The 19,415-nt window shown below is 64.0% G+C and carries 21 protein-coding genes, 1 tRNA gene and 1 pseudogene; 19 read left to right on the top strand and 4 right to left on the bottom strand.

Annotation, left to right across the window (positions count from 1 at the left end; translation table 11 throughout):
* Window positions 1–523, top strand: a pseudogene (locus GSQ79_RS25460) (hypothetical protein); the annotation flags it as partial.
* A gap of 1 nt (window position 524) precedes the next feature.
* On the opposite strand, the gene queF reads toward GSQ79_RS25460, so the two are convergent.
* Both queF and GSQ79_RS25450 read right to left on the bottom strand, forming a co-directional pair.
* Entirely contained in the window at window positions 525–986 is a 462-nt protein-coding gene (queF, locus tag GSQ79_RS25455; RefSeq protein WP_158811551.1) for a preQ(1) synthase, read from the bottom strand.
* A 54-nt stretch (window positions 987–1,040) separates the two neighbouring features.
* On the bottom strand, window positions 1,041–1,811 hold the full coding sequence (locus GSQ79_RS25450) for a hypothetical protein (RefSeq protein ID WP_158811550.1): 771 nt from the start codon (window positions 1,809–1,811) through the stop codon (window positions 1,041–1,043).
* 217 nt (window positions 1,812–2,028) lie between these two features.
* On the opposite strand from GSQ79_RS25450, the gene eno reads away from it, so the two are divergent.
* The 16 genes from eno to GSQ79_RS25370 all read left to right on the top strand — a co-directional run bounded on the left by eno (window position 2,029) and on the right by GSQ79_RS25370 (window position 16,477).
* Entirely contained in the window at window positions 2,029–3,312 is a 1,284-nt protein-coding gene (gene eno / locus GSQ79_RS25445) for a phosphopyruvate hydratase (protein ID WP_158811549.1), read from the top strand.
* Window positions 3,313–3,479: 167 nt separating this feature from the next.
* A complete protein-coding gene (locus tag GSQ79_RS25440) occupies window positions 3,480–3,800 on the top strand; it encodes a septum formation initiator family protein (RefSeq protein WP_158811548.1) in 321 nt (106 codons plus the stop codon).
* Between the two features lie 511 nt (window positions 3,801–4,311).
* Window positions 4,312–5,334, top strand: a complete 1,023-nt coding sequence (gene pdhA, locus GSQ79_RS25435; protein ID WP_158811547.1) for a pyruvate dehydrogenase (acetyl-transferring) E1 component subunit alpha — start codon at window positions 4,312–4,314, stop codon at window positions 5,332–5,334.
* A 123-nt stretch (window positions 5,335–5,457) separates the two neighbouring features.
* A complete protein-coding gene (locus GSQ79_RS25430; protein WP_158811546.1) occupies window positions 5,458–6,873 on the top strand; it encodes a pyruvate dehydrogenase complex E1 component subunit beta in 1,416 nt (471 codons plus the stop codon).
* Window positions 6,874–6,897: 24 nt separating this feature from the next.
* Complete coding sequence (locus GSQ79_RS25425) at window positions 6,898–7,152, top strand: hypothetical protein (RefSeq protein WP_158811545.1); 255 nt, start codon at window positions 6,898–6,900, stop codon at window positions 7,150–7,152.
* A 23-nt stretch (window positions 7,153–7,175) separates the two neighbouring features.
* Window positions 7,176–8,522, top strand: a complete 1,347-nt coding sequence (locus GSQ79_RS25420; RefSeq protein ID WP_158811544.1) for a pyruvate dehydrogenase complex dihydrolipoamide acetyltransferase — start codon at window positions 7,176–7,178, stop codon at window positions 8,520–8,522.
* A gap of 84 nt (window positions 8,523–8,606) precedes the next feature.
* Entirely contained in the window at window positions 8,607–9,119 is a 513-nt protein-coding gene (locus GSQ79_RS25415) for an endonuclease domain-containing protein (protein WP_158811543.1), read from the top strand.
* Window positions 9,112–10,554 carry a dihydrolipoyl dehydrogenase gene (gene lpdA, locus GSQ79_RS25410; protein WP_158811542.1) on the top strand — a complete coding sequence of 481 codons (1,443 nt, stop codon included), beginning with the start codon at window positions 9,112–9,114 and terminating at the stop codon, window positions 10,552–10,554. The genes GSQ79_RS25415 and lpdA overlap by 8 nt, the downstream gene beginning before the upstream one ends.
* 7 nt (window positions 10,555–10,561) lie before the next feature.
* Window positions 10,562–10,978 (top strand): hypothetical protein, encoded by a 417-nt coding sequence (locus tag GSQ79_RS29940; RefSeq protein ID WP_246725584.1) that lies wholly within the window; start codon window positions 10,562–10,564, stop codon window positions 10,976–10,978.
* Window positions 10,971–11,255, top strand: a complete 285-nt coding sequence (locus GSQ79_RS25400; protein ID WP_158811541.1) for a pentapeptide repeat-containing protein — start codon at window positions 10,971–10,973, stop codon at window positions 11,253–11,255. Before GSQ79_RS29940 ends, GSQ79_RS25400 begins: the two co-directional genes overlap by 8 nt.
* 11 nt (window positions 11,256–11,266) lie before the next feature.
* The gene (gene lipA / locus GSQ79_RS25395; protein ID WP_158811540.1) at window positions 11,267–12,235 is read left to right on the top strand and encodes a lipoyl synthase; all 969 of its coding nucleotides are present in this window, start codon (window positions 11,267–11,269) and stop codon (window positions 12,233–12,235) included.
* A 79-nt stretch (window positions 12,236–12,314) separates the two neighbouring features.
* Entirely contained in the window at window positions 12,315–12,767 is a 453-nt protein-coding gene (locus GSQ79_RS25390; protein ID WP_158811539.1) for a type II toxin-antitoxin system RatA family toxin, read from the top strand.
* A gap of 62 nt (window positions 12,768–12,829) precedes the next feature.
* The gene (accC, locus tag GSQ79_RS25385; protein WP_158811538.1) at window positions 12,830–14,836 is read left to right on the top strand and encodes an acetyl-CoA carboxylase biotin carboxylase subunit; all 2,007 of its coding nucleotides are present in this window, start codon (window positions 12,830–12,832) and stop codon (window positions 14,834–14,836) included.
* Window positions 14,837–14,841: 5 nt separating this feature from the next.
* Window positions 14,842–15,315 (top strand): gamma-glutamylcyclotransferase family protein, encoded by a 474-nt coding sequence (locus tag GSQ79_RS25380; RefSeq protein ID WP_158811537.1) that lies wholly within the window; start codon window positions 14,842–14,844, stop codon window positions 15,313–15,315.
* On the top strand, window positions 15,312–16,190 hold the full coding sequence (panC, locus tag GSQ79_RS25375; protein ID WP_158811536.1) for a pantoate--beta-alanine ligase: 879 nt from the start codon (window positions 15,312–15,314) through the stop codon (window positions 16,188–16,190). The genes GSQ79_RS25380 and panC overlap by 4 nt, the downstream gene beginning before the upstream one ends.
* Window positions 16,187–16,477 carry an acylphosphatase gene (locus tag GSQ79_RS25370; RefSeq protein WP_158811535.1) on the top strand — a complete coding sequence of 97 codons (291 nt, stop codon included), beginning with the start codon at window positions 16,187–16,189 and terminating at the stop codon, window positions 16,475–16,477. Before panC ends, GSQ79_RS25370 begins: the two co-directional genes overlap by 4 nt.
* Window positions 16,478–16,490: 13 nt before the next feature.
* Here GSQ79_RS25370 and lipB read toward each other — a convergent pair whose 3' ends face one another.
* Window positions 16,491–17,210: a lipoyl(octanoyl) transferase LipB gene (lipB, locus tag GSQ79_RS25365; protein ID WP_158811534.1), complete on the bottom strand. Its 720-nt coding sequence runs from the start codon at window positions 17,208–17,210 to the stop codon at window positions 16,491–16,493.
* 136 nt (window positions 17,211–17,346) lie between these two features.
* On the opposite strand from lipB, the gene GSQ79_RS25360 reads away from it, so the two are divergent.
* A tRNA-Leu gene (locus tag GSQ79_RS25360) sits at window positions 17,347–17,431 on the top strand.
* Between the two features lie 37 nt (window positions 17,432–17,468).
* Here the strand turns inward: GSQ79_RS25360 and GSQ79_RS25355 are convergent.
* Window positions 17,469–18,419 (bottom strand): polysaccharide deacetylase family protein, encoded by a 951-nt coding sequence (locus GSQ79_RS25355; protein ID WP_368669978.1) that lies wholly within the window; start codon window positions 18,417–18,419, stop codon window positions 17,469–17,471.
* Between the two features lie 73 nt (window positions 18,420–18,492).
* On the opposite strand from GSQ79_RS25355, the gene GSQ79_RS25350 reads away from it, so the two are divergent.
* The coding region (locus GSQ79_RS25350) for a magnesium transporter (RefSeq protein WP_246725583.1) at window positions 18,493–19,415 on the top strand (923 nt) is incomplete at its 3' end.

Below are 19,415 nucleotides of genomic sequence, written 5' to 3'. Positions count from 1 at the left end.
CATCCGCGAGCTGCGGGACGAACTGCCGGGTCAGGCGATCAGCGTCTGCGACGTGATGGACGAAGGCGCGCGCTTCACGGCGTCCGAGTTCGGCGTGCGCCGGATCCCCGTCGTCGAGCAACTCGACGCAGGCCTCGATGGGACCTTCGATCTCATCTACCTGCTCTCGGTCTATACGCATCTGCGCCGCGATCTGATCGAAGCCAACCTCAAGAAGGTGGCGGCGCTGGCGAAGCCCGGCGGCGTGGTCGTCTTCACCATCCACGGCACCCGGTCGGCGGCCAAGGCCGAGATCTACGACCAATACTGGCTCGACAAAGCCAAGCTTAACGCCGAACTCGCCCGTACCGGCTTCTACTACGAGCGCTATCCCTATTATTACGCGGACTACGGCCTGACCTGGTTCGAAGAGAGCCACGTCAAGGCGATGGTCGCGGCCATCGCGCCGGAGCTCGAATTCGTCGCCTATCATCCGACGCGGGTCGACGACCACCAGGACGTCTTCGTCTACCGCAGGCTGTAGATTACCCGCGCCCGCGATAGGGCGGCACGCCCTGGTCCGGCACCCATAATCCGGCGGGCGGGGCGCCGGTCTGCCAGAACACGTCAATCGGAATGCCGCCGCGCGGATACCAGTAGCCGCCGATGCGTAGCCAGCGCGGCGCCAGCAGCGCCACGAGATCGCGGCCGATGCGCACCGTGCAGTCCTCGTGGAAGGCGCCGTGGTTGCGGAACGAACCGAGGTAGAGTTTCAGCGACTTCGATTCGACCAGCCACGCGTCCGGCAGATAATCGATCACGACATGCGCGAAGTCGGGCTGCCCGGTGACCGGGCACAGCGAGGTGAATTCCGGCACGGTGAAGCGCGCGCAATAATCGGTGTCGACGTGGGGGTTGGCGACACGCTCGAGCCGCGCCTCTTCGGGCGAAGCGGGCAGGCCGGCATGGCGCCCGAGAACGCCGTTGTCTTCGATGATTTTGGACATGCGATCCTGTCTCACGCGGCGGGGCCGTGGGCAAGCGGGAGCTGCCGCCGTCGGTCAGCGCGCCGAGAGCGCCGTCGGCGCCTGCCATTTGGTCTGCAGCCGCGTCTGGATCGCCGCGATCCGCGCTTTTTGCGCGGCCCAAAAGTCGTTGCTCGACAGGCGGGCGCCGGGCAGCGGCGCCGCGAAGACGGGAAGATCGACCGCGGCGCGCGCGATGACCATCCAGGCCTCGTCGGGATTGGACCGCACGCGCGCCAGCCGGTCGCAATCGCTCGCCGACAGCGCGGTGAGCGCCGGGCCGCCGTCCGAACTGCGGTTCTTGCTGAAGGCGTCGCAATCGCTGTCGCCGGATCGCATCCAGGCCTGAGCCAGATAGCGCACGCGATAATGCACATTGGGGTCGGTATCGGCCAGATGCCAGCGATCGGCGAAGACGTTGTTCATCGAGGCGGTCCCGGCCCGGATTTCCATCGCGGGGGTCTCGCCAAAAAGATCGACGCGGGTCGGGTCGTAGATGCTCTCGATGCGCAGCAGCGCGTCGAGCAGGTCCGGCGCGAGGTCAGACGCCCTTTCCGTAGCGCCAAGCTGGCGCTCCGTCAGCGGCCGTGTCCAGCTTGGCGCCTGCGGTTGGAGCGGCTCGGTTCCGGTGATCATGGGATTTGCCGGCTCCGGCGTGATCTCGTCCCGATGGCGGTCGAGCGGCGTGAATTCGTCGTCCGACAGTGTCGGGGCGGCGCCGGTAATCGTGGCGCCCATGTCGGCACGCGCCGGCCGCTGCGCGGCAGCGAGCATCGCGAAAGCAATCAATCCAACAAAAAAACGCATGGCCTTCGCTTTTTGCACCCGAAGCGCGTCCGCCGCATAGAGGAAAAGCGTAAAGGCGCATGGCGGCGGCATGGCGGCAAGGCTGATTGCAAAAGCCGATTTTCTGCCGCTGCAAAAGAATTATTACCGATCCCGTCTGGACGCGCCGAAGTCGGCTTCCGGTTCGCCGCGCTTCGGCGTAGACAACGCGCAATCGCACCACCCTGAAGGATACCCCATGACGGCCATCGTCGACATCGTCGCCCGCGAAATTCTCGACAGCCGAGGCAACCCGACGATCGAAGTCGACGTCACGCTCGAAGACGGCTCGATGGGCCGCGCCGCCGTCCCGTCGGGCGCCTCGACCGGCGCCCACGAGGCCGTCGAACTGCGCGACGGCGACAAGAGCCGCTACCTCGGCAAGGGGGTCCACAAGGCTTGCGATAGCGTCAATCGCGACATCTTCGATGCCATCGGCGGCTTCGATGCGGAGGACCAGGTCCACATCGACGAGGTGATGATCGCGCTAGACGGCACGCCCAACAAGTCGCGCCTCGGCGCCAACGCCATTTTGGGCGTTTCGCTCGCGACCGCCAAAGCCGCGGCCGACGTCGTCGGCCTGCCGCTCTACCGCTACATCGGCGGCACCCAGACCCGCGTGCTGCCGCTGCCGATGATGAACATCATCAACGGCGGCGCTCACGCCGACAACCCCATCGATTTCCAGGAATTCATGATCCTGCCGATCGGCGCACCGACTTTCTCCGAGGCCGTGCGCTATGGCGCCGAGGTGTTTCATGCCCTGAAAAGCGCGCTGAAGAAGGCCGGCCACAACACCAACGTCGGCGACGAAGGCGGCTTCGCACCGAACCTGCCGTCGGCCGAGGCCGCGCTCGAGTTCTGCATGAAGGCCATCGAAGCGGCCGGATTCGAGCCCGGCGTCGACATTTCGCTCGGCCTCGACTGCGCGGTCACCGACTGGTTCAAGGACGGCGCCTACCACTACGAAGGCGAGGGCAAGGTGCGCTCGGTCGCCGAGCAGGTCGACTATCTCGAGAAACTCGTCGGATCGTTCCCGATCGTGTCGATCGAGGACGGGATGGCGGAGGACGATTGGGACGGCTGGAAGCTGCTCACCGATCGCATCGGCAAGAAATGCCAGATCGTCGGCGACGATCTGTTCGTCACCAACACGCTGCGCCTCGCCGACGGCATAAAGAAGGGCGTCGCCAATTCGATCCTGGTGAAAGTCAACCAGATCGGCACGCTGACCGAGACGATCGCGGCTGTCGATATGGCGCATCGCGCCGGCTACACCGCCGTGATGTCGCATCGCTCCGGCGAGACCGAGGATTCGACCATCGCCGACCTCGCGGTGGCGACGAACTGTGGGCAGATCAAGACCGGCTCGCTGTCGCGCTCCGACCGGATCGCCAAATACAACCAGCTCATCCGCATCGAGGAAGAGCTCGGCGCGCAGGCGATCTTCGCCGGCCGCAGCGCGCTCAAGGCGCTGGCTTAACGCCTGGTCATCCCGGGGCGCCGCAAGGCGAACCCGGGACCGGTGCGCATCGACGCCGCATGTCGTGCGCACGCTGATCGAGGAACACCAGTTCCGGACTCGGCTTCGCCGATCCGGAATGACGCACGGTTAATCGCCCGCTAACCACCCTCTGGCATCGTCACGCCATGGTCGTCCGGACGCGCCTTCGCGGCATTCTCTTCCCACTCATGTTGTACTGCGTTGCCGGCGGCATCGGCAGCTACTTCGTGTGGCATGCGATCAACGGCGAGCGTGGTCTGAAGACCAACGACGAATACGAGCGCAGCATCACCATGCTTCGCGGCGAGTACGCCGCTGTGCAGAGCGAGCGGGCGCAATGGCAGCACCGCATCGACCTGATGCGCGGTGAGACCATCGACCGCGACCTGCTCGAGGAAGAAGCCCGCGTGCTGCTCGACCGCGTCCACAAGAACGACCTCGTCGTTTTCCTCTCGCCGCGGCGGTAAGACAGCGCAGCCTGCACCTGGTCGACACGCATGAACATGGTTTGGTCATCCTGAGACCAAGCCGCAACAGGCGCTGATACAACGATATTGACGTGACGTCGTAATGTTCAGCGACAATTTATAAGGCAATGCAATCTCGATATTGGATGCTTGACCGAACTTATATTGAGATAGCGCTTATGTTAAAATGATCATTTGGTATTTCTTCTGTGTCACGGCGCCCGCTAGATAACGTTAGCGATACCGCCTCTTTGAGCTGACCGTTGATTACCAAGCTGTATCCCCCGTTAAGACGCGGCCTGAAATCATTCGATCTTCGCGTATCCCTCGAAAGACATGCGCGTTTCCATGCAATCCAGCCATGTCCTGAGGTTTGATGTCCGTCCCAAATGCTTCGTGCATAAGGCGATCAGCAGAGGGCGGGCGGCCTTCCGGATGGCTCGCTTTCGCGAGGCGCCTGAGCTACGTCTAGCCCTCGGAATGGCACCGCACCGTCGCGAAGGACTTTGGCATGACCTCAGGGCAATCGGCGGCTTCCAACACGGACAGCAACATCCAGACGCCCGACGTCGCGTCCTTCAGCAAGGAGCAGGAGCTCACGGCCTATCGCCGTATGCTGTTGATACGCCGCTTCGAGGAAAAGGCCGGCCAGATGTACGGCATGGGCCTGATCGGCGGATTCTGCCATCTCTACATCGGCCAGGAAGCCGTGGTGACCGGCCTGATGATGGGCGCCAAGGAAGGCGACCAAACGATTACCGCCTATCGCGATCACGGCCACATGCTGGCCTGTGGCCTCGACCCCAAGGGCGTCATGGCCGAGCTGACCGGACGCGCCAGCGGCCTTTCCAAAGGGAAGGGCGGCTCTATGCACATGTTCTCCAAGGAGAAGTTCTTCTATGGCGGCCACGGCATCGTCGGCGCCCAGGTGCCGCTCGGCACCGGCCTCGCCTTCGCCAACCGCTACCGCGGCAACGACAACGTCTCCTTCGTCTACTTCGGCGACGGCGCCTCCAACCAGGGCCAGGTCTACGAGGCCTTCAACATGGCCGAGCTGTGGAAGCTGCCGGTGATCTATGTCATCGAGAACAATCGCTATGCGATGGGCACCTCGATCACCCGCTCTTCGGCGATGGTCGATCTCTCCAAGCGCGGCGCCTCGTTCAATATTCCCGGCATCCAGGTCGACGGCATGGACGTCCGTGCGGTGAAGGCGGCCGGCGATCTCGCGATCGAGTGGTGCCGCACCGGCAACGGCCCGATGATCCTGGAAATGCAGACCTACCGCTACCGCGGCCACTCGATGTCGGATCCCGCAAAGTATCGCACCAAGGACGAGGTGCAGAAGATGCGCGACGATCACGATCCCATCGAACAGGTGAAGCAGCGGCTGCTGAAGAGCGGCGACGCCAGCGAGGACGAGCTCAAAAAGATCGACGCGGAGATCCGCGCGATCGTCGCGGAATCGGCCGACTTCGCGACCAATGCGCCGGAGCCGGACCCCTCCGAGCTGTGGACCGACATCCTTCATTAATCGCGCGTTAACCTGATGTAACTTCTGCGGTTTCCTGTCTTATCCCTTCTGTTAGCGGCGTTCTTGATCGTCATTGGCTGAGACCACTTCAGCCCGGACGCGAAGGCTCTAGAGGCACCATTCATGGCCACCAACATTTTGATGCCCGCGCTGTCCCCCACAATGGAGGAAGGCAAGCTCTCGAAGTGGTTGAAAAAGGAAGGCGACAGCGTCAAGTCCGGTGACGTCATCGCCGAGATCGAGACCGACAAGGCGACGATGGAAGTCGAGGCCGTCGACGAGGGCACGCTGGCGAAAATTCTCGTGGCCGACGGCACCGAGAACGTGAAGGTCAACACCCCGATCGCGATCATCACCGCCGAGGGCGAAGACGCTTCGGCGACACCCGCCGTCGCCCCCTCGACCACGGCCGACACCAAGCCGGGCACCGGCGCCGGAGCATCCCTGGAGTCGAAAGGTGGCGAGAAGCCGGCCTCGACCGCCAAGACCGAATCCGACGCGCCGCTTCCGGTGGCGGCCGCATCCGCCGGCGCGCCCGAAGTGCCGGAAGGCACCAAGATGATCCCCACCACCGTCCGCGAAGCGTTGCGCGACGCGATGGCAGAAGAGATGCGTCGCGACGACTCCGTCTTTGTGATGGGCGAAGAGGTCGCGGAGTATCAGGGCGCCTACAAGATCACGCAGGGCCTGCTGCAGGAGTTCGGTGACCGCCGCGTCGTCGACACCCCGATCACCGAGCACGGCTTTGCCGGCATCGGCGTCGGCGCCGCGATGGCCGGCCTCAAGCCGATCATCGAGTTCATGACCTTCAATTTCGCCATGCAGGCGATGGATCAGATCATCAACTCCGCCGCCAAGACCCTCTACATGTCGGGCGGCCAGATGGGCGCGCCGATCGTGTTCCGCGGCCCCAACGGGGCGGCGGCCCGGGTCGGGGCTCAGCACAGCCAGGACTATTCGGCGTGGTATTCGAGCGTCCCCGGCCTGAAGGTCGTGGCGCCTTATACGGCCGCCGATGCCAAGGGTCTGCTGAAGAGCGCGATCCGCGATCCGAATCCGGTCATCTTCCTCGAGAATGAAATCCTCTACGGTCAGACGTTCGACGTCCCCGACCTCGAGGATTTTACCGTCCCGATCGGCAAGGCGCGCATCGCGCGCGCCGGCACCGACGTGACGATCGTGTCCTTTTCCATCGGCATGACCTATGCGCTGAAGGCCGCCGAAATCCTCAAGGACGAGGGCATCGAGGCCGAGGTCATCGATCTGCGCACGCTGCGCCCGATGGATACGGAGACGATCCTCGCTTCGGTGAAGAAAACCGGCCGCTGCGTCACCGTCGAGGAAGGCTGGGCGCAGTCCGGTATCGGCGCCGAAATTCTGGCGCGCGTGGTCGAAGGCGCCTTCGACTATCTCGATGCGCCGGTCATGCGGGTCAGCGGCAAGGACGTGCCGATGCCCTACGCCGCCAACCTGGAAAAACTGGCGCTGCCGACCGTCGACGACGTGGTTCAGGCGGCGAAGGCGGTCTGCTACAAGTAGCGGTGGTTTCGGAGACGTGACGCCATGGCGGAAGCGACCAACGATTTCATTGTCGAGATGCTGCGGAAGATCCAGACGGACCTTTCGGACGTCAAGGTGGACGTCCGCGAGGTGAAGACGCGCATCGGTTCGCTCGAGACGCAATTCGCGCATCAGCAGACGCAGATTGCCCACGTGCAGGTCCAACTCGCCGAACTATCCGTGCGCATGGATCGGCGCGACGAAAAGATGGATCGCATCATGCGGCGTCTTGATCTGATTGAACCCTCCCATTCGTGATTGCCCGAGAGGCTTAGCCTTCCATGCCCATCGACATCCTGATGCCCGCGCTCTCGCCCACGATGGAAAAGGGCAACCTCGCCAAGTGGCTGAAGAAGGAAGGCGACGTCATCAAGTCCGGTGACATCCTTGCCGAGATCGAGACCGACAAGGCGACGATGGAAGTCGAGGCCGTCGACGAGGGCGTGCTGGCGAAAATCGTCGTGCCGGATGGATCGAGCGACGTGCCGGTCAACCAGGTGATCGGCATCATCGCGCAGGAGGGCGAGGACGCCTCCGCGGTGTCGGCGCCAAAGACCGCCCCAACCAAGGCGCCCGAGCCGGCGAAAGCCGACGCGATGGTGCTGCGCGAAGAGCGTCCAGGTTCGACGCCGGGTGCGCCGGTGCAGCCGGCCGCAGCCAAGGCGAACGGTGGTTCAGGCGCCCGCGTGTTCGCCTCGCCGCTGGCCCGGCGGATCGCCAAGCAGGCCGGCCTCGACGTCGCGCTCATCAAGGGCTCGGGCCCGCATGGTCGCGTCGTCGAGCGCGATGTCCGCGAGGCCGAAAAGGCCGGACCGCAGACCAGGCCCGCTTCTGCGCCGTCGCCGAGCGCCGCGCCTGCTGCAGCTTCTGCGCCGAAGGCCGCGAGCATGTCCGACGAGACGATCAAGAAATTCTTCGAGCCCGGCACCTACGAAGAAGTGCCGCATGACGGGATGCGCAAGACCATCGCGCGCCGCCTGGTCGAGGCCAAGCAGACGATCCCGCATTTCTATCTCAGCGTCGATTGCGAACTCGACGCGCTGCTGGCGCTGCGCGAGCAGATCAACAAGAGCGCGCCTCTGACCAAAGAGGGCAAGCCGTCCTTCAAAGTCTCGGTCAACGACTTCATCATCAAGGGCTTGGCCCTGGCGCTGCAGCGGGTGCCGGACGCCAACGCCACCTGGACCGAAGGCGCGATGCTGAAGCACCGCCATTCCGACGTCGGCGTCGCCGTCTCCATTCCCGGTGGCCTGATCACGCCCGTCGTGCGCAAGGCCGAACAGAAGACGCTGTCCGCCATCTCCAACGAGATGAAGGATTATGCCGCGCGCGCCAAGGCCCGAAAACTCAAGCCGGAGGAGTACCAGGGTGGCACCTCCGCCGTGTCCAACCTCGGCATGTTCGGCATCAAGAATTTTTCCGCCGTGATCAACCCGCCCCACGCCACGATCCTGGCCGTCGGCGTCGGTGAAAAACGCGTGGTGGTGAAGGACGGCGCCCCGGCGGTCGCGACCGTGATGAGCGTGACGCTGTCCACCGACCACCGCGCCGTGGATGGTGCATTGGGGGCCGAGCTGATCTCCGCTTTCAAGGCGCTGATCGAGGCGCCGATGGGGATGCTGGTTTAATCGCGCGAGCTTGCGTCTCGAATGAGGCAGGTTAGACCCCCACCCCTAACCCCTCCCCACAAGGGGAAGGGGAAATCCGCCGGCTTGTTTGGCGTCCTATCTTTAAGTGGCGGAGAGTATGCCGCGGAGCGGCCCCCTCCCCCTTGTGAGGAGGGGACAGGGGTGGGGGTTCTCGATGAAGTTCTCAATCCGAGGCAAGTCCCGGCATCTCAGGTCAAGCACGCCAAATCCATGCGGCTGGCCATGACCGAGCCTGAATGCAAGCTTTGGAAAGCGATGCGTCGCCGGATGCCTCTCGAAGGCACCCATTTCAGGCGTCAGGTGCCGATTGGCCCTTACATCGTCGACTTCTGCTGCCTTTCCGCAAAGCTCATCGTCGAAGTCGACGGCAATCAGCATGGTACCGAGGATGCGCAAAGGCGCGACGCTATCAGAACCAACGCGCTGGAGGCCCAAGGCTTCCGCGTCCTCCGCTTCTCCAACGCCGCCATCTACACCGAACTGACATCCGTTCTCGACACCATAGCGGCAGCGATGCCGCCCTTTCCCAATCCTGCCCGTTGCCCGGACCAGGCGGAGACCCAATCCTATGGCTGAATCCTACGATCTCATCGTCATCGGCGGCGGACCGGGCGGCTACGTCGCGGCGATCCGCGCGGCGCAGCTTGGGCTGAAGACGGCAGTGGTGGAGCGCGAGCATCTCGGCGGCATCTGCCTCAACTGGGGCTGTATCCCGACCAAGGCGCTGCTGCGCTCGGCCGAGATCTTTCATTACCTCCAGCATCCGAAAGACTATGGTCTGACGGTCGAGGGCAAGGTCGGCTTCGACCCCGCCGCCGTGGTTGCGCGCTCGCGTGGCGTGTCGCAGCAGCTCACGTCGGGCGTCGCCTTCCTGCTCAAGAAGAACAAGGTCGACGTCATCTGGGGCGAAGCCACCATACCCAAGGCCGGCGAGGTCGTCGTCAGCAAGCCGAAGAAGGCGGCGGTGCAGCCGCAGAACCCGCCGCCGAAGGGCACGCTGGGCGAGGGCACGTACAAGGCCAAGCACATCATCATCGCCACCGGCGCGCGGCCCCGCGTGCTGCCGGGCATCGAGCCGGACCAAAAGCTGATCTGGACCTATTTTGAGGCCATGGTCCCGAAGGTGTTTCCGAAGTCGCTCATCGTGATGGGCTCGGGGGCCATCGGCATCGAGTTCGCTTCGTTCTACCGCACCATGGGCACCGAGGTGACGGTGGTCGAGGTCCTGCCGCAGATTCTGCCCGTCGAGGACGCCGAGATCGCGGCGCTGGCGCGCAAGCGTTTCGAGAAACAGGGCATCGCCATCCTGACCTCGACCAAGGTCACCAAGGTCGTGAAGGGGGTCGACGACGTCACCGCGACGCTCGAAGACGACAAGGGCAAGACGCAGGTCTTGAAAGCCGAGCGGATGATTTCCGCCGTCGGCGTGGTCGGCAACATCGAGAACATCGGGCTCGACAAGCTCGGCGTGACGCTCGAGCGCGGTCTGATCAAGATCGATGGCTTCGGCCGTACCAACGTCCCCGGGATCTACGCCATCGGCGACGTCGCCGGGCCGCCGATGCTGGCCCACAAGGCCGAGCACGAGGGGGTGATCTGCGTCGAGACCATCGCCGGCCAGCACACCCATCCGATGGACAAGAGCATGATTCCCGGCTGCACCTATTGCCAGCCGCAGGTCGCCTCCGTGGGCATGACCGAGGCCAAGGCGAAAGAAGCCGGCTACGAGCTGAAGGTCGGGCGCTTCCCCTTCATCGGCAACGGAAAGGCGATTGCCCTCGGCGAGCCGGACGGTCTGGTGAAAACCGTGTTCGACGCCAAGACGGGCAAACTGCTCGGCGCGCACATGGTTGGCGCCGAAGTGACCGAACTGATCCAGGGCTACGTCGTCGCGATGAACTGCGAGACGACGGAAGAGGAACTGATGCACACGATCTTCCCGCATCCGACGCTGTCGGAAATGATGCACGAGAGCGTGCTGGATGCGTATGGGCGGGTGATCCACAAGTAGGGGTTCGATGCAATACTGGGTCGCGCTCTCCGAGATTTTCCGCAACGTCGGTCTCGTGATTGGCGGCGCCGTCGGTATTTATCTGGCGTGGCAACGTGTGATTGCGTCGAACAATCAGGCCGAGGCGCAAATGCGCCAAGCCGAGTTATCGCGGCAAAGTCACGTGACCGAGTTATTTAATCGAGCTGTCGGTCAGCTAAAAGATGAGCGACTTGAGGTGCGGCTCGGCGCGATCTTGACACTTGGTCAAGTTTGTAAAGACTTTCAAGATCTGTCAGATCCTGTGCTTACGCTCCTGAGTACCTATCTACGGGAAGGAAACGTGGACTACGGTAAGGTAGAGCCGCCGGTCGATGTCGCCGAAATCGTAAGGATCATCGCGCTGAGGTCGCAGCGAGTGGTGGAGGCTAAGGACGATGAGTAATTCGGACACCATAGTGCGCGCTTCCTCTAAAATCGATTTGAGCCGGACCTTCATTCGGCGGACAGATTTTAGCGGCGCCAATCTGGGCGGTGCGAATTTAAGCCACGCGGATTGCGAGAACGCGATCTTTCGTCGAGTGAATTTCAAGGATGCGGTTCTGGATGGAACGAACTTAAAGGGCGCGGACCTGACTGACGCGCAGAACCTGACACGCCTTCAAATCGAGAAAGCAATTACGGACGTGACGACAATATTGCCCGTTTATTTGCGCAGCTAGGCCAATTTGTGATGTCCGATGCAACTGACCTTCTAGAAACCGACGCGCTCGCGACGCCGCTCCGCCATCCCGAAAAAGCTCACCGTCCCGATCAGCCAGTGGCCAAAAAGCCCGACTGGATTCGGGTGCGCGCGCCGGGTTCGCCGCAATTCAACGCGACCCAGGAGATCGTCAAGCAACACGGGCTCGTCACCGTTTGCCAGGAGGCGGGCTGCCCCAACATCGGCGAGTGCTGGTCGAAGCGCCACGCCACTTTCATGATCATGGGCGACACGTGCACGCGGGCCTGCGCCTTCTGCAACGTCAAGACCGGCATGCCGCGCGCGCTCAATGCCGCGGAGCCCGCCCGCATCGCTGACGCGGTGGCGAAGCTTGGACTCAACCATGTGGTCATCACCTCGGTCGACCGTGACGATCTCGCCGACGGGGGCGCCGCGCATTTCGCCGACGTCATCCGCACGACGCGCGCCAGAAGCCCGAACACCACGATCGAAGTCCTCACACCGGATTTCCTGCGTAAGCCGGGTGCTTTGGAACTCGTGGTGGAAGCAAGGCCCGACGTGTTCAACCACAACCTCGAAACCGTGCCGTCCAAATACCTGACGGTGCGGCCCGGCGCGCGCTATTTCCATTCGGTGCGGCTGCTGCAGCGGGTCAAGGAACTCGATCCGTCCATTTTCACCAAGTCCGGCATTATGGTCGGCCTCGGCGAGGAGTGGCACGAGATCCTGCAGCTGATGGACGATCTGCGCAGTGCCGACGTCGACTTTTTGACCGTCGGCCAGTATCTGCAGCCGACCAAAAAGCATCATGCCGTCATCCGCTTCATGCCGCCGGACGAGTTCAAGTCGCTCGAAAACCTCGCGCTGTCGAAGGGGTTTCTGGTGGTTTCTGCTTCGCCGCTGACGCGCTCGTCGCATCATGCCGGCGAAGATTTCGCGCGGCTCAAGCAGGCGCGGATCGACGCGCGCGGCGTCTGATGGGCACCCCGATGAACGAACGCGGGATTGCGCGGTTTTGCCTCTTTCGCCCGCAGCCGCGCGTGGCTTAAGAGAGCCGATGCCATCGTTCGAGACGTCGCGCCGCGTCCACCACACCGCCGCACAAATGTTCGCCCTCGTCGCCGACATCGAGGCCTATCCGCAGTTCCTGCCGCTGTGCAAGGCGCTCAAGGTCACGCGTCGCAGCGCGGAGGGCGAGACGGAGACGCTCGTGGCCGACATGGAGGTCGGCTACAAAGCGATCCGCGAGACCTTTACCAGTAAGGTGGTCTGCGAGCGCCCGCTGCTCAAGATCCTGGTCAACTACATCGACGGGCCGTTCAAGCACCTGGAAAATACCTGGCGATTCCGCGACGTCGAAGGGCAGGGCAGCCAGGTCGAGTTCCACATCACCTACGAGTTCAAGAGCCGGATGCTGAGCCTGCTCGTCGGCGGCATGTTCGACGCCGCCTTCCGCAAGTTCGCCGAAGCTTTCGAGCGCCGCGCCGACCAGGTGTACGGGCGCTCCTAACGCTGCGTTGCACTCCGTCTGGCGCCGTGCGCATAAAGCGCGCGGTTCAGCGCGGCAGGGTCATGTTCAAAAAAATCCTCATTGCCAATCGAGGCGAGATCGCCTGCCGCATCATCAAGACGGCGCGACGCATGGGGATCGCGACCGTCGCCGTCTATTCCGAGGCCGACCGCGACGCGCTGCACGTCGCCATGGCGGACGAAGCGGTCTGCATCGGCCCACCGCCCGCGGCCCAATCCTATCTCGACATCGCGCGAATCGTGGCCGCCTGCCGCGAGACCGGCGCGGAAGCCGTCCATCCCGGCTACGGGTTTCTGTCCGAGCGGGCGGCTTTTGCCACCGCGCTGCAAGCAGCCGGCATCGTCTTCATCGGGCCCAATCCCGCTGCCATCGATGCGATGGGCGACAAGATCGAATCGAAGAAACTCGCCAGCGCGGCCGGCGTCTCGACGGTGCCCGGTCACCTCGGCATCATCAAGGACCCTGACGAGGCGGTGCGGATCGCCGACGCCATCGGCTATCCCGTGATGATCAAGGCGTCGGCCGGCGGCGGCGGGAAGGGCATGCGCATCGCTCACGCACGTGACGAGGTGGCGGAGGGCTTTGCCCGCGCGACGTCTGAGGCCAAAAGTTCGTTCGGCGACGACCGCGTCTTCATCGAAAAGTTCATCGAGGATTCGCGCCACATCGAGATCCAGGTGCTTGGCGACAAGCACGGTAACGTTATCTACCTGCACGAGCGCGAATGCTCGATCCAGCGCCGCAATCAGAAGGTCGTGGAAGAAGCGCCGTCGCCATTGCTCGACCCGGAGACGCGCCGGCGCATGGGCGAGCAGGCCGTGGCCCTCGCGAAAGCCGTTGGCTATGATTCCGCCGGCACCGTCGAGTTCGTCGCCGGGCAGGACAAAAGCTTCTATTTTCTTGAAATGAACACCCGGCTGCAGGTCGAGCATCCGGTGACAGAGATGATCACCGGCATCGATCTCGTGGAGGCGATGATCTGCGTTGCAGCCGGCGATCCGCTCGACATCCGCCAGGACCAAGTGCGGCTCAACGGCTGGGCCGTCGAGACCCGCATCTATGCCGAGGACCCGGCCCGGGAGTTCCTGCCGTCGACGGGGCGCCTCACAACCTACCAGCCGCCGGAGGAAGGCGCGTTCGGCGCGGCGACGGTGCGGGTCGACAGCGGGGTCATCGAAGGCGGCGAGATTTCCATTTATTACGATCCGATGATCGCCAAGCTGGTGACCCATGCACCGACCCGTGCGGAAGCCATCGCGATGCAGGCACATGCCTTGGATTCCTTCGCAATTGAAGGCATACGCCATAATATCCCGTTTCTCTCCTCTCTGATGAATACCGAGCGATGGCGCAAAGGGCGTTTGTCGACGCGGTTCATCGCGGAAGAATATGGCGCGGCCTATGCGCCGCGTGCGCCGGAGGATGCCGTGGCGCGGACCTTCGTCGCGGCGGCGCTCGCGATCGATCACACGCTGGCCGGTCGCCGTGCGGCCTTGTCTGGCCGCATCCGCCCCGAACTTCCGGCCGCTGCCAATCGGAGCCGCAGCGTGATCCTCGGCAAGACGCGGTTCGACACCAAAGTCACGGCAGGCGACGACGGGCTCGCCATCGTCTTTCCCGATGTGGCCAAACCCGTCCGCGTCGAGAGCGGTTGGATCCCTTCGCAAAAAGTGTGGACCGGGCGGGTCGACGGGATGGCGATTGCAATCGGCGCCCGCGCGATCCACAACGGATTCGTCCTCTCGCATGGCGGTTTTTCGGCCTCGGTGCGCGTGCTCTCGCCGCGCCACGCCGATCTTTCGGCGTTGATGCTGGAGCGGGCCGAAGCCGACACGTCCAAGGCTCTGCTCTGCCCGATGCCGGGTCTGATTAAATTCATCAACGTCAAAGTCGGGCAGGCGGTGAAGGCCGGCGAGGCGCTCTGCCTCGTCGAGGCGATGAAGATGGAAAACGTCCTGAAGGCCGAACGCGATGTGACCATCGAGACGATCGACGCGAAGGAGGGCGACTCGCTCGCCGTCGACGCGCCGATCATGACCTTCGCGTAGCGATCATGCCGCTGTATTTCGCCTATGGCTCCAATATGGATGAGGCGGCGTTGCGCACGCGCTGCCCCAAGGCGCGGAGGCTCGGTCTGGCACGGTTGGCCCGGCATCGCTTCGTGTTGATGGCCAACGGTTTTGCCTCGGTGCGGCGCGATCCCGGCTCCGACGTCCATGGCGTGCTGTTCGATCTGGCGCTCTCCGACATCCGCCCGCTCGACCGTTACGAGGAGATGGGCAACGGGCTCTACACCAAAGCGATCCAGCCGGTGGTCCGCCAAGGCGGGGCGGCGGTGCAGGCGTTGATCTACATCGGAACCGACGCGAACGCCGGATCGGCAGCGCCTGCCGCTTACATGGATGGTGTCGTTGTGGCGGCGAAAACGATCGGGCTTCCCGCCGCCTACGTCGCGATGCTCGAACAGCTTGCCGGCCGGAGCGGCCAACGTGCGCCAGGACCGCGCTTTGCGAGGCCGCTGATATGACGATCCACGCCAAGGCGACCATCGTCAGCGACCTCGCAGGCTTGCGCGCGCGTGTCGCCGCCTGGCACGCGCAGGGCGAGAGCGTGGCGCTGGTGCCGACCATGGGGGCGTTGCACGACGGCCACATGGAGCTCGCCCGCGAGGGCAAGCGCCGCGCCGACCGCGTCGTGCTCACCATCTTCGTCAACCCGACCCAGTTCGCCCCCAACGAGGATTTTACGACCTATCCCCGCAGCCTCGAAGCTGACTGCGCGCGCTTCGATGCCGTCGGCGGCGACCTCGTCTATGCGCCGGAGACCAGCCAGATCTATCCCTCTGGATTTGCCACGACGATCAGCGTAGCGGGCCCGGCGATCGTCGGGCTCGAAGACCGCTTCCGACCGACGCATTTCGCTGGCGTCGCGACGATTGTCGCCAAGCTGCTGATCCAGGCGCAGCCCGATGTCGCGCTGTTCGGCGAGAAGGATTTTCAGCAGCTCTGCGTCATCTGGCAGATGGCGGGCGATCTCGACCTTCCGGTGACGATCGTCGGCGTGCCGGTGGTGCGCGACCGCGACGGGCTCGCGCTGTCGTCGCGCAACGTCTACCTTGATGCCGGCGAGCGCGCGGTGGCGCCGCTGCTCTATGCGACGCTCACGCGCTGCGCCGCAGCCATAATCGAGACCGGCGCGATCGAACCAAATCTCGAGGCGGCGCGCGCGGCCCTGACGAGCGCCGGCTTCGTCATCGACTATCTCGAAGCCCGCCATACCGAGACCTTACTACCGCTTGAAGATGCCATGAAATCAGGGCGAATCCTTGTGGCGGCGCGCCTCGGTCGGACGCGGCTGATCGACAACGTCGCCATCATAGGGATGGATGGGGAACTCTCATGAGCGGCAACGAGCGGGCTTTGGTGGTGCGTGTCACCGGCCGGGTACAGGGCGTCGGCTATCGCGCCTGGACGCAGAGCGAGGCGAGCCGGCTCGGCGTTCACGGTTGGGTGGTCAACCGCGACGAGGGCCACGTCGACGCTGTCTTCGTCGGCCCCGGTGATCGCCTCGGCGAGTTGTTGGGCCTTTGTCGCGCCGGTCCGAACGCGGCAGCCGTCGACCATGTCGATGCGCGCTCGATCGATCGCTGTGCCGCGACCGAGCCGCCACTAGGGGCGCTGTCGTTCTAAATCTGGACGGTCGCTAAATCTGGACGGTCGGCCCGAATTCGCGCTCGAACGCATCGCGCAAGGCCGCATCGACGTCGTCCATCGTCACGACATGCCCGAGATCGGCGAGGCTCGTCACGCCGAACTGCGCGTCGGCGATGCCACAGGGCGTAATTGCAGCGTAATGCGCGAGGTCGGGCTTGACGTTTAGCGAGATGCCGTGAAACGATACCCAGCGTCGAACGCGGATGCCGATCGCGGCGATCTTGTCTTCCGCCGGCGAGCCGTCGAGGCCCGGCGCCTTGTCGCGCCGCGTCACCCAGACGCCGACGCGATCTTCCCGCCGCTCGCCGCGAATCGCGAAGGCGGCCAGCGTCTCGATGATCCAGCGTTCCAGAGCTGCGACATAGGCGCGGAGGTCCGGCGTGCGCCGCTTGAGGTCGAGCATCACATAGGCCACGCGCTGTCCGGGGCCGTGATAGGTGACCTGGCCGCCGCGGCCCGTTTCGAAAATGGAAAAAGCGCTGTTGGCGCCGTCGCCGGCTTTCGTCGCCGTGCCTGCGGTATAGAGCGGCGGATGTTCGAGCAGCCAGACCTGCTCGGAGGCCTCACCCCGCGCGATGGCCTCGACACGCGCTTCCATCGCCGCGACTGCCTCGGGGTACGGCACGAGACCATCGGCGATGCGCCATTCCACAGGAGCGGCGTCGGCAGAGGGCAGCATGGAGGAAACGAGCGTATCGCGGGTCAGCATGGCACTTCTTGTGGTGGCAGAAGACGATCCTAGACGATTGCCGGCTGCTTTGTCTTATCCGCGCTTGCTTGCGTCAGATCCATTTGTTAGACGACCACCTCGACGCGGCTGGCTTATCCCTCTTGCCCCGCGTCTTGCGGCCATGGCGGAATTGGTAGACGCGCTAGCTTGAGGTGCTAGTCCTGCAAGGGGTGGAGGTTCGAGTCCTCTTGGCCGCACCAGCCTTTCCTGGAGCTATGCTCTGACGTGAACGCCCCCTTATGGGGGCGTTTCGCGTTTCGGCAGGGTGTCCGGGGCAGTGGCGGCATGCCGCGCCGCAGGCGCATCCGAATCGCCGGGGCGATGCGCCTTCGCGTCCTCAGCGTGAAACACCTGATTGATGATGCGGTCGGTCTCGGACGACCAGCCAGCGGGTGCGGCGCGCGTCTGGGCGGTTCCGTCGCCCGGCACCAGCGCAACGATTCGATAGCCGTTCGCTTTCAGGGCGCGGAGAAACGCCGGCATCATCCGCGCCGTCGATGATTTGGTGTCGTGGAACAGCACGATGCCGCCCTTCGTTTTTTGAAGACGTCCCATCACCAGCGCCAATTCTGTGGCAGGCGTCATCATCTGCCAATCCGACGCCCAGAGGTCGGCGCCGAACACCGCGATGTTGCGGCTGGCGAGCCAGCGGTCCACCTCCGGCGTGTCGGCGAATCCGGGAAACCGGAAAAACGGCACGCGTGGGCCTGCACCCGCCGCACCATAAGCCGCGAGGTCGTCGGCCCTAAAACCTTGGTCGATGTCGGCTTCGGCGGCAGCGGTACTCATCCGCCGCAAGGTGATAGCCGGGTGCGAAAACGTGTGATGGCCGACGGCATGACCGTCGGCGATCTCGCGCTGCACGAGTTTCGGCAGATCCTGCGCATGGCGTCCGATGAGGAAGAAGGTCGCCTTGACGCACTCGTGGCTCAGGGCGTCGAGGACCATTGGCGTGGTCTTGGCGTTCGGCCCGTCATCGAAGGTTAGCGCGACCTCGTGGTCGCGCAGCGGCAGCGTCTGCGGATAGGTTTTGAGCCCGACTTCCAATCCCCCGCGGGGGCCGACCGACAGGGTACGGCTGGTACCCAGCGCATCGGCGCCGCATACGGGTTGATGGCCCTCCGCAGCCCAAGAGGGCGACAGGCCCATTGCAAGGAAAAACGCGAGAAACGGCGTCTGAGTGCGCAAGGGCGTCCTTGTTTGTTTGCCATGGTGGGAGGGCCACCGTAAGACCGCTCCAGCCCTTCGAGCCGAGACCACCATGAGCCACGTTGATGAACGGCCCGAAAACGAAGCACGCCGCGATGCGTTGCCTGCCGACGTGACGTACGTCGCTGTGCCGATGCACGACGAGGACGGCAACCTTCTCGATTCGTTCGTCGCCATCGTCGAAACCGCGGTCAATGATCGCGACGCGGACCGGTTGCGCGAGCTTGCCGGCGATATCCACGAATCCGATCTCGGGGCGCTCATCGAGGCGCTGCCCTCGGAGCTGCGCGCCGAGCTCATCTCGATCATGGGCCGCGACTTCGATTTTACCGCGCTGACCGAGGTCGACGACAACATCCGCGAGGACATCCTCGAAGAGCTGCCGAATTCCGCCGTTGCGCTCTATGTCCAGGATCTCGAGAGCGACGATGCCGTCGCGCTACTGGAAGATCTCGACAAGGAGGATCAGGACGAGATCCTCGACGCGATGCCGGCGATCGACCGCGCCGCCCTGCAGCGCTCGCTGGATTTTCCAGACAATTCCGCCGGGCGTCTGATGCAGACGACGCTGGTGACCGTGCCGCCGTTCTGGACCGCGGGGCAGGCGATCGACACGATGCGCGATGCCGACGAAGAAACGCTGCCCGACGAATTCTACGAGATTTTTATCGTCGATCCTGCGCATCGCTTGCTCGGCAATGTCTTTCTCGACGCTTTGATGCGGGCGAGGCCCGACCGCAAGCTCGGCGATTTCATGCGCACCGATCGCCGCCGCGTGTCGGTGACCGACGACGCCGAGGAAGTCGCCGAGCTGTTCGAGCGCTACAATCTGGTGTCGGCGCCTGTGGTCGACGAGGCCGACCGGCTCGTCGGCGTGATCACCATCGACGACGTCGTCGACGTCATCCGTGCGGAAGCGGATCAGGAGATCAAGAACCTCGGCGGCGTGTCGGCCTCGGAAACGCTGTCCGACAA

This window comes from Beijerinckia sp. L45 (assembly GCF_009765775.1).
GTDB lineage: Bacteria > Pseudomonadota > Alphaproteobacteria > Rhizobiales > Beijerinckiaceae > RH-AL1.
Note: the sequence above shows the minus strand (reverse complement) of the source record. Positions and strands in the feature narration are given on the sequence as shown.

Bases quoted from the DNA above. Each gene is read 5' to 3' on its own strand.
- queF (WP_158811551.1), bottom strand. From the start codon at position 986: ATGTCCAAAATCATCGAAGACAACGGCGTTCTCGGGCGCCATGCCGGC.
- GSQ79_RS25450 (WP_158811550.1), bottom strand. From the start codon at position 1,811: ATGCGTTTTTTTGTTGGATTGATTGCTTTCGCGATGCTCGCTGCCGCG.
- eno (WP_158811549.1), top strand. From the start codon at position 2,029: ATGACGGCCATCGTCGACATCGTCGCCCGCGAAATTCTCGACAGCCGA.
- GSQ79_RS25440 (WP_158811548.1), top strand. From the start codon at position 3,480: ATGGTCGTCCGGACGCGCCTTCGCGGCATTCTCTTCCCACTCATGTTG.
- pdhA (WP_158811547.1), top strand. From the start codon at position 4,312: ATGACCTCAGGGCAATCGGCGGCTTCCAACACGGACAGCAACATCCAG.
- GSQ79_RS25430 (WP_158811546.1), top strand. From the start codon at position 5,458: ATGGCCACCAACATTTTGATGCCCGCGCTGTCCCCCACAATGGAGGAA.
- GSQ79_RS25425 (WP_158811545.1), top strand. From the start codon at position 6,898: ATGGCGGAAGCGACCAACGATTTCATTGTCGAGATGCTGCGGAAGATC.
- GSQ79_RS25420 (WP_158811544.1), top strand. From the start codon at position 7,176: ATGCCCATCGACATCCTGATGCCCGCGCTCTCGCCCACGATGGAAAAG.
- lpdA (WP_158811542.1), top strand. From the start codon at position 9,112: ATGGCTGAATCCTACGATCTCATCGTCATCGGCGGCGGACCGGGCGGC.
- GSQ79_RS29940 (WP_246725584.1), top strand. From the start codon at position 10,562: ATGCAATACTGGGTCGCGCTCTCCGAGATTTTCCGCAACGTCGGTCTC.
- GSQ79_RS25400 (WP_158811541.1), top strand. From the start codon at position 10,971: ATGAGTAATTCGGACACCATAGTGCGCGCTTCCTCTAAAATCGATTTG.
- lipA (WP_158811540.1), top strand. From the start codon at position 11,267: ATGTCCGATGCAACTGACCTTCTAGAAACCGACGCGCTCGCGACGCCG.
- GSQ79_RS25390 (WP_158811539.1), top strand. From the start codon at position 12,315: ATGCCATCGTTCGAGACGTCGCGCCGCGTCCACCACACCGCCGCACAA.
- accC (WP_158811538.1), top strand. From the start codon at position 12,830: ATGTTCAAAAAAATCCTCATTGCCAATCGAGGCGAGATCGCCTGCCGC.
- GSQ79_RS25380 (WP_158811537.1), top strand. From the start codon at position 14,842: ATGCCGCTGTATTTCGCCTATGGCTCCAATATGGATGAGGCGGCGTTG.
- panC (WP_158811536.1), top strand. From the start codon at position 15,312: ATGACGATCCACGCCAAGGCGACCATCGTCAGCGACCTCGCAGGCTTG.
- GSQ79_RS25370 (WP_158811535.1), top strand. From the start codon at position 16,187: ATGAGCGGCAACGAGCGGGCTTTGGTGGTGCGTGTCACCGGCCGGGTA.
- lipB (WP_158811534.1), bottom strand. From the start codon at position 17,210: ATGCTGACCCGCGATACGCTCGTTTCCTCCATGCTGCCCTCTGCCGAC.